This is a genomic window from Streptomyces sp. NPDC048734 (assembly GCF_043198675.1).
In the GTDB taxonomy this organism is placed as follows: Bacteria; Actinomycetota; Actinomycetes; order Streptomycetales; family Streptomycetaceae; genus Streptomyces.
Map to the genome: position 1 here is coordinate 69,533 of NZ_JBICUZ010000023.1, position 11,436 is coordinate 80,968.

10 protein-coding genes are annotated in these 11,436 nt (G+C 71.6%); 3 read left to right on the forward strand and 7 right to left on the reverse strand.

Annotated features, from left to right (window positions below; genetic code table 11):
• The first annotated feature begins 114 nt into the window (after positions 1 to 114).
• Positions 115 to 984 (forward strand): glucose-1-phosphate thymidylyltransferase RfbA, encoded by an 870-nt coding sequence (gene rfbA, locus ACGFQC_RS34270; RefSeq protein ID WP_363092566.1) that lies wholly within the window; start codon positions 115 to 117, stop codon positions 982 to 984.
• A gap of 57 nt (positions 985 to 1,041) precedes the next feature.
• Positions 1,042 to 2,118 (forward strand): nucleotide disphospho-sugar-binding domain-containing protein, encoded by a 1,077-nt coding sequence (locus ACGFQC_RS34275; protein WP_363092567.1) that lies wholly within the window; start codon positions 1,042 to 1,044, stop codon positions 2,116 to 2,118.
• Between the two features lie 168 nt (positions 2,119 to 2,286).
• Here ACGFQC_RS34275 and ACGFQC_RS34280 read toward each other — a convergent pair whose 3' ends face one another.
• A complete protein-coding gene (locus ACGFQC_RS34280) occupies positions 2,287 to 3,462 on the reverse strand; it encodes a nucleotide disphospho-sugar-binding domain-containing protein (protein ID WP_363092568.1) in 1,176 nt (391 codons plus the stop codon).
• A gap of 242 nt (positions 3,463 to 3,704) precedes the next feature.
• Here ACGFQC_RS34280 and ACGFQC_RS34285 point away from each other — a divergent pair, with 242 nt between their 5' ends.
• The gene (locus ACGFQC_RS34285) at positions 3,705 to 3,968 is read left to right on the forward strand and encodes a hypothetical protein (protein WP_363092569.1); all 264 of its coding nucleotides are present in this window, start codon (positions 3,705 to 3,707) and stop codon (positions 3,966 to 3,968) included.
• 180 nt (positions 3,969 to 4,148) lie between these two features.
• Here ACGFQC_RS34285 and ACGFQC_RS34290 read toward each other — a convergent pair whose 3' ends face one another.
• The 6 genes from ACGFQC_RS34290 to ACGFQC_RS34315 all read right to left on the reverse strand — a co-directional run bounded on the left by ACGFQC_RS34290 (position 4,149) and on the right by ACGFQC_RS34315 (position 11,174).
• Complete coding sequence (locus tag ACGFQC_RS34290; protein WP_363092570.1) at positions 4,149 to 6,083, reverse strand: multicopper oxidase domain-containing protein; 1,935 nt, start codon at positions 6,081 to 6,083, stop codon at positions 4,149 to 4,151.
• Positions 6,084 to 6,176: 93 nt separating this feature from the next.
• Positions 6,177 to 8,057 carry an ABC transporter ATP-binding protein gene (locus tag ACGFQC_RS34295; protein WP_393289085.1) on the reverse strand — a complete coding sequence of 627 codons (1,881 nt, stop codon included), beginning with the start codon at positions 8,055 to 8,057 and terminating at the stop codon, positions 6,177 to 6,179.
• Positions 8,017 to 8,244, reverse strand: coding sequence for a hypothetical protein (locus ACGFQC_RS34300; RefSeq protein WP_363092572.1), 228 nt, complete (start codon positions 8,242 to 8,244; stop codon positions 8,017 to 8,019). The genes ACGFQC_RS34295 and ACGFQC_RS34300 overlap by 41 nt, the downstream gene beginning before the upstream one ends.
• 75 nt (positions 8,245 to 8,319) lie before the next feature.
• Entirely contained in the window at positions 8,320 to 9,213 is an 894-nt protein-coding gene (locus tag ACGFQC_RS34305; protein ID WP_363092573.1) for an ABC transporter permease, read from the reverse strand.
• The gene (locus ACGFQC_RS34310; RefSeq protein WP_363092574.1) at positions 9,200 to 10,015 is read right to left on the reverse strand and encodes an ABC transporter ATP-binding protein; all 816 of its coding nucleotides are present in this window, start codon (positions 10,013 to 10,015) and stop codon (positions 9,200 to 9,202) included. The genes ACGFQC_RS34305 and ACGFQC_RS34310 overlap by 14 nt, the downstream gene beginning before the upstream one ends.
• A gap of 52 nt (positions 10,016 to 10,067) precedes the next feature.
• The gene (locus tag ACGFQC_RS34315; RefSeq protein WP_363092575.1) at positions 10,068 to 11,174 is read right to left on the reverse strand and encodes an aliphatic sulfonate ABC transporter substrate-binding protein; all 1,107 of its coding nucleotides are present in this window, start codon (positions 11,172 to 11,174) and stop codon (positions 10,068 to 10,070) included.
• Positions 11,175 to 11,436 lie beyond the last annotated feature (262 nt).

Consider the following 11,436-nt stretch of genomic DNA (forward strand, 5'->3'; position numbering starts at 1 on the left):
TCAACAAAGAAGCCATTCAAGGCGGGGCGCCGAGGAGCCTTTCGGCCGGGTGGCCGACGCCGATAAAGTGCGGGCACTGCCTAATTGGCACGAAGTTACTGAGGAGGCGCCACGGTGAAGGGCATCATCCTGGCCGGCGGCAATGGCACGAGGCTCCATCCGATCACTCTCGGAGTCTCCAAGCAAATGCTCCCGGTCTACGACAAGCCGATGATTTACTACCCGCTTTCGGCTCTCATGCTGGCGGGGATCACCGAAATCGAGATCATCACCACGCCCGAGGACTCGGAGATGTTCCGGCGGCTGCTGGGCGACGGCTCCTGGCTGGGCATCACCCTGACCTACGCGGAGCAGGACAAGCCCCGGGGGCTCGCCGACGCGTTCCTGGTCTCCGAGGACCACATCGGGGACGACTCCGTCGCCCTGGTGCTGGGCGACAACATCTTCCACGGTTACGAGTTCGGGCCCATGCTCCAGCGGGCCGCGCAGGACATCAAGGGCTGCGTCCTGTTCGGCTACCCGGTGCGCGATCCCGAGCGCTACGGCGTCGGCACCCTCGACGAGCAGGGCAGACTCGTCGCCCTGGAGGAGAAGCCCGCCAACCCGCAGACCAACATGGCGATCACCGGGCTGTACCTCTACGACAACCAGGTCGTGGACATCGCCCGGCGGTTGCGGCCCTCCGAACGCGGCGAGCTGGAGATCACCGACCTCAACCGCGTCTACCTGGAGCGCGGCGAGGCCCAGCTGATCCCGCTGGGCCGCGGTTTCGTCTGGCTGGACACCGGAACCCACGACGCGCTCATGGAGGCCGGGGACTACGTCCAGGTCCTGGAACACCGCCAGGGGGTGCGCATCGCCTGCCTGGAGGAGATCGCCTGGCGCATGGGCTACATCGACCGGGAGTCCTGCTACCGGCTCGGCAGCCGCCTCGCCAACTCCTCCTACGGCCGGTACGTCATGGAGATGGCCCAGGCCGGCTGAACCCCGCACCGCCTCCCGCAGACCCCCGCGATCCCCAACGGAAGAAGTGCGACAGCCATGAAAATACTGTTCACCGTCGGTGGCAGCCAGGCGGCCGTCTTCGGCGTCGCCCCCCTCGCCGCCGCCGCCCGCAACGCCGGCCACGAGATCCTGCTGGCAGCCGACGAACCGCTGATGGCGGCCGCACAGTCCGTCGGGCTTCCCGCGGTCTGCATCACCCCCGAGCGCATGCGCTACGGCCAGGACGCCATGACGGCCACCGTCCGCATCGACGCGCTGCTCGACCTGACGCGGCAGTGGAGCCCCGACCTGGTCGTCGGCGGCCTGTCCCACGTCCCCCGGGTGCTCGCCGCCCGGCTCAAGGTGCCCTACGTCCGCCACATCTGGCACATCGCCCCGATGGCGCACCGGGACCGCACGGCGGTGGCGGAACTCCAGCCGCAGCTGGAACGCCTCGGGCTGACCGAGCTGCCGGCGCCCGACCTCTTCATCGACCTGTGCCCGCCGTCGCTGCGCCCGCCCGGCGCCCCCGCCGCGCGGGCGATGCGCTGGGTCCCCCGGGTGAGCCAGCGCCGGGTCGAGCCGTGGATGTACACCCGCCCCGAGGGCCGCCGCCGGGCACTGATCACCGCGGGCACCCGCAACCTGCTGCTGGAGACCCCCGGCAGCTCGCTGCGCCGGCTCGTGGACGACCTGACCGGGGCGGGGGTGGAGGTGCTGATCGCGGCGCTTCCCGAGGCCGCCGAGCGGTACGGCGCGGAACTGGGCGACGTGCGCATCGGCTGGATCCCGCTGGACGTGGTCGCCCCCACCTGCGACCTCGCGGTCCACCACGGCGGTGCCACCACGGCCATGACGCTGATCAACGCGGGGGTGCCCCAGCTGATCGTTCCCGACAACGGCTACGGCAAGGCCGTCGCGGAGGCCGTCAGCGGCTTCGGCGCCGCCGTGCTGGTGGACCGGCACCGGCCGCGGGCCGGACAGGATCCGGACGAGGCGATCGTCGCGGGCTGCCGCGAGATCCTCGACGACCCCCGGTACGCGCAACGGGCCCGTGCCGTTGCCGCGGAGGCCGCCGCACTGCCGACCCCCGACGAGGTGCTGCGCGAGATCGAGGCCCTCGCCGCCCGTTGATCCCGCGGCCGGACCGCCGCCCGCCCGCCGGGCCGCGGCCCGGCCGTACCCTCCCCTCCCCTCCCGTCCCCTCCACACACACGCACAACGCCGGTCGCCCTGGGACCGACGGAGAGGTCCTCCGTGGTCCCAGGGCGACCGGCGTTGCCGGGGCCGACGCGCCGGCCGTCAGACCAGCGCCTCCAGCTTGGGCACGATCTCGGCGGGCGTGGGCAGCGTCGAGATCTCCTTGGCGATGAACTGCGTCCGCTCGGTGTAGCCGGGGTTCTCCAGCAGTTCCTTGCAGGCCGCGGCGATCACCTCGCCCGGCGCCTTGTCGGGCTCCTGCGCCTGCGGCCACAGCGTCTTGCCGGCGCCGAAGTCGGTGATGGCCTTGGCGATGGCCTCCCGGTGGTAGTTCGGCGGGAACTCCGGCGGGTTCTCCGGGATGACCAGCTGCGGTACGCCGTTGGCCATGAGCGTCGTGGCGGTGGTCGCGCCGCCGTGGTGGACCGCCAGGTCACAGGTGGCGGCGGTGACGTCGATCGGGATCCAGCCGACGCGCGCGTCGCCCAGCTCCGCGCCGAACCGCTCGACGGCGCCGGGGTTCGCGGCGATCAGCGCCTCGGCACCCAGCTTGTCCAGCTCCTTGACCAGCAACGGCATGGACCAGCCCGGGTCGCGGAACATCAGGCTGCGGAAACCGGAGGTGATGATCACGCGCTTGCGGCCCTCGGGGCGGGTGTACATCCAGCGCTCCAGCCGGCGCTGCGGGTTGCTGGGGATCCAGCGCACCGGCTGCGCGTCCGGGTCGTGGGACGGCCGCAGCGACGGCGGGGTGGAGTCCAGGAGCAGATCGGGCTTGAGCAGCCCGTCCACGCCCAGCCGCTCCATCTCGGGCCGCAGCTCGGCCTCGGCGCCCGGGTCGATACCGGTGAGCGGAATGCCCAGGTACTCGATGTGGCGCACGTACGGGACCTTCAGGTGGGCGGCGAGCAGCATCGCGGCGTAGCTCTGCGAGCTGCCCACGACCACGTCCGGGGTCCAGTCCTTGGCCAGCTCCAGCAGGGACTTCACCCCGGCCAGACCCATCTGCGCGAAGCCGCGGCCCTGCCCGAACATCTCCTCGTCGCCCAGCTCCCGGGGGAACCGCAGTCCCTTGCCCGGGTTGCTGATCCGCATGAAGTGCCGGATCGGGTCGACGGTGAAGCAGAAGGTGGGAAGGCCGATGGCCTCCGCGGTCTCCACCCACGGCTCGTGGGCGGCCAGCATGACGTGGTGGCCCGCGTTGCGCGCGGCCGTCGCCAGCGGAGCAGCGGCATAGTAGGTGGCCTGGCTGCCCGTGGTTATGAACAGGATTTTCATGGCACTCCGGATGCTTTTCGTGGGATGCGGCCTGCGGCATTCGCGGACAGTACCGATGGTCCTCAGCGCGGCCTTTTTCTGTCAAACACCGGCAATTGGCAACCCCGTTCGATCGCGGATTTCCCGCAGTTGAACGGGGTATTCTCCGGACCTCGTTGCGCACTCATCGGCCGCTGACCATCATGAGGTCGGTACGTGTGGCCAGGAAGCCTCAGAAACCGGATACCGAAAGTCGGTGGCACATGAACAACCTGATCTACGAAGCCCGGATGGCTCTCCGTGACGTCATGGAAGTGAACATCTACAGCCAGGGAAACGACAAGGTCTATCTGACCGTTTTCCCGGATCTGGTCTGGGAGGGCACCGAGAAGACGAAGCCGGAGAACGTCGTGCAGAACGTCATCGGCCGCCTCCACGACATGGACCTGGACGTCGCCGACGGCGAGTCCGCCGTCCGCACGCTGCTGGACTCCGGCGCCGTGGAGATCATCCGCAAGGCCGCCTGACCGCGCCGCCTGACCGCGTCGTCCGACCGCACCGTCCGACCGCGTCGTCCGACCGAGCGCCCGACAGCGCCGCCGGCCGGCGCACCCAGGCTTTCGCCGCGCACGGCCCCGTACGGTGCCCGGCCGCGCTGCCCGACCGAGTGCCCGCGCCGACCACCGCCGCGGGCACTCGCCGTGCTGTCAGTGGTGGCCGCCCGCGTGGCGGCGGGCGGCGGGGCCGACCACGAGCGGGCGCACCATGTGCTGCTCGTGCTCCAGCATGTGGCAGTGGTGGACCCCCCGGCCGACGACCGGGAAGCGGACCGCCACGGTGACCAGCTCGCCCGGGGTGCCGTTGGGGCCGGGACGGATCTGACCCGCCGTGCCCACCCTGACGGTGTCCTTCTCCCCGCGCTCGTGCGGTTCCAGCTCCGCCGCCCCGAGGAACGCCACCGGCCTGGCCGAACCGCGGACCGTCCGGTCGAACCCGGTCACGTCGTAGTTCTCGCGGGACAGCACCTGGAAGTGCGCCAGGTGGATGTGCATGGGGTGGGGAGAGGCGGCGAGGTTGAGGTACTTCCAGATCTCCACGCTGCCGTGCGCCACGGTGAACGCGCGGCCCTCGTCGTAGTCCATGGCCGTCCGGCGCAGCGTCGTGACGGCCCCCTCGGCGTCCTCGACCTGGACGATCCCGGCGGAGGGGAACGTGATGCCCGCCGCGTCGGCCTCCGTCACCTCCTCCATCTCCCACAGCTCGGGCACGTTCGCCGGGCCCGGACCCACCAGCACCACCCACCGGGGGGTGCTGCCGTGCGGCAGGTCCTCGTGGGCGGGCCGCTCGAAGGTGGGCGAGAGCACCGCGGGCGGCGTGAACCGGCCGGCGGACCCGCGGCCGGCGACGCGGAACTGCATCACGTCGGGTTCCAGCAGGTCGTGCCGGGCGCTGGACCCGCCGGGCGGCATGCCCTCCATCGTGTTGACCAGCTTCAGGGACCGGCCGCGGAACGCGCTGAAGTCGACCAGCACGTCGGCACGCTCGCCGGAGGAGAGGTTGAGCGCCCCGTCGACCGGCAGCGGCTTGTCGAGCAGGCCCTGGTCGGTGCCGATGACCTGGAGGGCGCCGGGGACGGGCCGGCCGTCGGCCAGCAGCATCAGCCGGTAGATCCGGGAGTTGGCCGTGTTGACGATCCGGAACCGGTACCAGCGCGGGTCCACCTCGAGGTAGGGCCAGATCACGCCGTTGACCAGGGTGTAGGGGGCCGCGTGGGCGCGCATGAGCTTCGTGCCGACCATCTCCACCTTGTGGACCAGGCGTCCGGTGAGCGCGCCCGATCCGTCCAGCGCGAAGTTGCGGTCGCTGAGGACCAGCGGCACCTCGTGCCTGCCCCTGGGCAGGCCCAGCGCCCGCTCCTCCTCGTCGCGAAGGACGAACAGGCCGGCGAGACCGGCGTACACGCTGAAGCGGCTCACGTGGTGGGTGTGGTCGTGGTACCAGAGCGTCGTCGCGGCCTGCTCGTTCGGGTACGCCGACAGCTGCACGTCGCCCGGACCGACCAGGTTCTCCATCCAGCCGTCGTTGCCGCCCCCGGTCAGCATGCCGTGCAGGTGCACCGCCGCCCACGGCTGGAGACCGGCCACCCCGGGGACCTCCCGGCAGCCCTTTGTTCCGGGGTAGTTGGACAGCGGGTCGGGGGCGGGACCGCCGGGCAGCCCGAAGTCGACGGCGGTGACCGGGACGGTCCCCGTCAGGTGGTTCTCCCAGGCCACCCGGAGCCGGCGGCCGCGGACCGCCTCGATCGTCGGGCCCGGGTGGCTCCCCTCGTACGTCCACATCCGCACCGGGGGCAGCTCCGAGTGCACCCGGACGTCGGCGGTGCGCATGCGCACGGTCAGCTCGTCGTGACCGCCGCGGGCGACGGGCCGCAGCACCGGCGGCGTGCGCAACGGGTCCCTGAACTTCGTCAGCAGCAGTCCGTCCGCCGACGGTTCGGCACCGCCGGCGCCCGGACCGTCCGGCGCGGCGAAGACAAAGGACGCGGGCACGAGCGAGCCCAGGCCGGCCAGGACGCCACCGCGCAGCAGGGTGCGCCGCTTGAGTACGGGCGAGTCGGGTATGTCGGCAGACGCAGTCTCCATTCGCCGGATAGTAGGCAATGGCCGCTGCAGAGCCGCTCGAAGTCGCGTCCAGGGCAGGGCTGTCCGGGCTCCGGCCGCCGGGGGCGCCGCGCCCTACACGGCCGCCATCTCGGTGTCCCGGCGGACGAGCGCGGCGTAGTGGCCGCCGAGGGCGAGCAGCTCCTCGTGAGTGCCGCGCTCGGCGATGCGCCCCCGCTCCAGCACGATGATCTCGTCGGCGTTGCGGACCGTCGACAGCCGGTGCGCGACCGTGATGGTGGTACGGCCCGCGCTCGCCGCGTCGATGGCCTTCTGGACGGCCCGCTCGGTCTGGGTGTCCAGTGCGCTGGTGGCCTCGTCGAGCACCAGGACCGGCGGGTCGCGCAGAATGGCGCGGGCGATCGCCAGCCGCTGCTTCTCACCGCCGGAGAACCGGTACCCGCGCTCGCCGACCACCGTGTCGTAGCCGTCGGGCAGGGACATCAGGTAGTCGTGGATGTGCGCCACCCGCGCCGCCGCGACCAGTTCCTCGTCCGTCGCGTCGGGTTTGGCGAACCGCAGGTTGTCGGCGACCGAGGCGTGGAAGAGGTACGACTCCTGGGAGACGACGCCGACCGCGGCGGCGAGCGTGTCGAAGGACAGGTCGCGCACGTCGACGCCGTCGATCGTGACGGTGCCCGACGTCGCGTCGTACAGGCGCGGGATGAGGTAGCTCAGCGTCGTCTTGCCCGAGCCGGTCTCCCCGACGACGGCGAGGCTGCGCCCGACGGGCACCGTCACGTCGATGCCGTCCAGCGTCGGCCGTTCGGCGCCCGCGTAACGGAAGCCGACGCCGTGCAGCCGCACCTCGCCCCGCAGGCTCGCCGGCACCACCGGCCGCTCCGGCTCGGCGACGTCGACGGGCAGGTCGAGGTACTCGAAGATGCGTCCGAACAACTCCAGTGAGCTCTGGATGTCCAGACCGATGGTCAGCAGCCGCTGCGCCGGCCGGAACAGGATCTGCTGGAGGGTCGCGAAGGCGACCAGCTCGCCGATGGAGACGGCCATGCGGCCGCCGCTCGCGGTCAGCCCCGCCACCCAGTAGATCACCGCGGGCATGGCCGCCATGACGACCCAGATGGTGGACTGGTACCACAGGCCCGCCGTGCTCGCGCGCACCTCGGTGTCGGTGAGCCTGCGGGACTGCGCGGCGAACGCGTCGCTGAGCGAACGCGAACGGCCCATGGTGTGGCCGAGCATGATGCCGCTGACCGACAGCGACTCCTGCACGTTCGACGACAGGTCGGCGAACTGGCGCTGCCGCGACCGGGTGAGGACGCGCAGCTCGTCGCCGACGCGGCGGCTCACCCAGACGAAGCCCGGCAGGACGATCAGCGAAGCCAGCGTGAGCCGCCAGTCGAGCAGGGCCATGGCGGTGACCGTGGCGATGACGGTCGTCACGTCCGACACCAGCGCCGTCGCGGTGGTCGTCACGGTCACCTGCATCCCGCCGATGTCGTTGGCGATGCGCGACTGGACCTCACCGGTGCGGGTCCGGGTGAAGAAGGCCAGAGACATGCGCTGCAGGTGGGAGTAGACGGCGGTGCGCAGGTCGTGCATGACCAGCTGGCCGACCCTGGCGGACAGGTAGGTCTGCCACACGTTGAACGAGCTGTTCGCGACCGCGACGACGACCATGCCCAGGGCCAGCAGGGACAGCAGCCCGGTCCTGCCCTGCGGCAGCGCCACGTCGATGATCTCGCGGATCAGGAAGGGGTTGACGAGGGAGACCAGCGACGAGCCCGCGACCAGGAACGCGACGGACAGCAGGCTCCTGCGGTACGGGCGGAACAGCTTGAGTACGCGCCGCTTCTGCACGGGAACGTGGGCGGTCGCCGACCCGGTGGTGGTCACCCTGGTCTCCTTCTCCTCGGTCGGGTCCGGACGACGGGCGCCGGACGGCTGCGGTCGGGTCTCACAGGTCCTCGACCAGCGCGGTCCACCGGGCGAACTCATCCTCCGACAACGGGGGCAGGCACGGCCGTTCGGCGGGCGGGACCGCGTATCCCGTCCAGGGGTGGGGCAGATGCGTTCCGTACCAGCCGAGTCCCATCCACACGGCTCCCTCGCCGAGGCTCCTGCCGAGGGCCCTCAGGGCGGACGCGCGCCGTACCCGCATGTCGGTCTCCGTTTCGCCGGCCAACCATTCACCGCCACCTTGGGCGACGCCTCTCAAGGAGCGGCAGGTCGTCGGTCGAGCCCCGCTCGAGAAGGGCTCTCAGCTCCTCACCAGCAGTCCGCGGCTGCGCAGGACCCAGCGTTCCAGCGGGCTGAAGACCAGCAGGTCGACGGCGATGCCGACGACGAGGATGAGCACGATGGCCTCGAAGACCATGGCCGTGTCACTGGCGTTGCGGCCGTTCTCCAGCAGCCGGCCGAGGCCGACGCCGAGGTCGGGGAAGGAGGCGATGATCTCGGCGGCCATCAGCGACCGCCAGGAGAACGCCCAGCCCTGTTTGAGCCCCGCGACGTAACCGGGCAGCGCGGCGGGCAGGGTGATGTGCCAGATGCCCCGCAACCCGCCGGCGCCCATCGTGCGGCCGGCGCGCAGGAACAACGGGGGCACCTGGTCGACGCCGGAGACCAGACCGTTGGCGATGGAGGGCACGGCGCCGAGCAGGACGACGGCGTACATCATCTTGTTGTTCAGGCCCAGCCAGATCACCGCGGGCGGCACCCACGCCACCGACGGCAGTGACTGCAGGCCGGACAGGATCGGGCCGATCGCGGCGCGCACGAACTTCACCCGGGCCACCAGCAGGCCCAGCGGGGTGCCGATGGCGAGGGCGAGCAGGAAGCCGAGCAGGCCGCGGGAGACGGACGTCCAGATGTAGCCGAGCAGCTCCCCCTTCAGCCAGGCGTCCCGCAGGACGTGCCACACGTCGGCGGGGGCGGGCAGCTTGGCCGGGTCGTCGACGATCCCGAAGGACACCAGTGCCTGCCAGACGGCCAGCACCAGCGCGACGGCGAGGACGGGCGGCATGATCTTGCCGGTCAGGACCTGCCGGAACGGCGTGCGGGCCGTGTGCACCGTCTCCAGTGCGTCCAGCCCCGCCTCCAGGCCGGCGAGATCGTTGTCGCCTCCCTGGACGAAGGTGTCAGTGCCGGCCATGGCGGCGGATCTCCCCACGCAGTTCCTCGGTGATCTCGACGGACAGTTCCGCCACGGCGGTGTCCTCGATGCGGCGCGGCTGCGGGATCCCCACCGTCCACTGGCGGGCGACGCGTCCCGGGCGGGACGACAGCAACACCACGCGCTCGGCGAGCCGGACGGCCTCGCGCACGTTGTGCGTGACGAACAGGACGGACAGGTGTGTCTCCCGCCAGATGCGGGTCAGCTCCTCGTGCAGCACGTCCCGGGTGATCGCGTCGAGTGCCGCGAACGGCTCGTCCATCAGCAGCAGCCGGCTCTCCTGGGCGAGGGCCCGGGCCAGCGCCACGCGCTGGCGCATGCCGCCGGACAGCTCGTGCACCCGTTTGCCGTACGCGCCCTTCAGCCGGACCAGCTCCAGCAGCTCCTCGGCCCGCCCGCGGCGCTCGGACCTGGGCACGCCGCGCAGCCTCAGGGCGAGTTCGACGTTCCTGCCCGCGGTCAGCCACGGGAAGAGGGCGTGTTCCTGGAACATCAGGGCGGGACGCCCGTCCGTCTCGATGGTGCCGGAGCTCGGCCGGTCCAGACCGGCCACCAGGTTCAGCAGGGTGGACTTTCCGCAGCCCGAGGCACCCAGCAGGGTGACGAACTCGCCGGGGGCGATGTCGAGGCTGATGTCCTCCAGCACGAGCTGCCCTCCGGCGGGGCCCGGGAACGACTTCGAGACGTGCGCGATCCGGGCGGCGCGCGCGGCCGTCCCGGTGGCCCCGGTCGCCGCGTCGGCCTCGGCGGCCGCGGCGGCCGCGGCGAGGGTCGTGATCATGGTCGTCACCTCCTGGTCAGTGGTCGTGATCGGGGCTCACCGTCGGCCGGGCTCATCGCCGGACGCCGAGCCCGGCGTCGCTGACGGCGGCCTCGCCCTCGGCCGCGAGGACCTTGTTGAGCGGTGTGAGGTCGTAGATGCCCCGGAGGTCGGGTTCCTCGAGCAGACCGGCCTCGACGGCGTGGTCCGCCTGCGCGGCGAGGGTGGCGGCCAGCGGGTCGTCGGTCACCTCCAGCGACTCCCAGGCCGGGTCCATGACCTCGGCGGGCAGCGCCTTGCCGACGTCGATCCCGATCTGCTCGTTGGCGGCGGCCCTGGCCTCCTCGGGATGGGCCCTGATCCACCGGTTGGTCTCCACGGACGCCCTCAGCACGGCCTCGACGGCCTTCGGATGGTCCTTCAGGAACCGCTGCGACACGATGACGTTCGTGGTGGCGAACCGCCCGTCCGGCCACAGCGACACCTCGTCGAGCAGCACCCTGCCGCCCTCGGCGACCATCTTGGAGGCGGTCGGCTCCGGCACCCACGCGCCGTCGATCGCGCCGGCCCGGAAGGCGTTCGGCGTGACCTTGTTGTCGCTGCGGACGAGGGTGACGTCGCCCTTGCCGGTCATCGGGTCGATCGTCCAGCCCTGGCCGGCGGCCCAGTGGAGAAAGGCCACGTCCTGGGTGTTGCCGAGCTGCGGGGTGGCGATCCTCTTGCCCTCGACGTCCCGCAAGGACGCGATCCTGTCCGGGTCGACGACCAGCCTCACCCCGCCGGAGGCCGAACCGCCGATGATGCGCAGGTTCTTGCCGCCGGACTTGGTGTAGCCGTTGATGGCGGGGGAGGGGCCGATCCAGCCGATGTCGACGGAGCCCGAGTTGAGCGCCTCGATCTCGGACGGACCGGCGTTGAACACCGCGTACTTCGCCTCGGTGGCGCCCAGCGCCTTCTGGAAGAAGCCCTTGCGGTTGCCCACCAGCGCCGTGGCGTGCGTGACGTTGCCGAAGTAGCCGATCATCACGGAGTCCAGACCGTCGGTCTTCTCCGCCTGGGGAGCGATCTTCGCCGCGCCCCTGTCGGTGGCCTGGGACCCGTAGCCGCAGCCGGCGAGGACCAGCAGCGGCAGCGCGGCCAGGACCGCGAGGGCGCGGCGCGGGACGGTGGTGGCAGACACGGGAGGGGTCCTCTCGGTGGCCCCGGCGGTCACGGCCGGCCGAGCGCGTGGAGCACGTCGGTCGGACCCCGGCCGGGAGACGGTCGGCGGGTGGGTCCACGGAGCTCGTTCAGACGTCCCGTCCGCCGTGGTCGGTGTCGTCGACGGGTGCCGGAGGGGTGAACGAATCGCCGACCATGCCGGCGGTGAGGGTGGTGCCGTCGTTCGGGTCGATCAGGATGAAGGAGCCGGTGCGGCGCGAGTCGGCGTAGGCGTCGAGGGG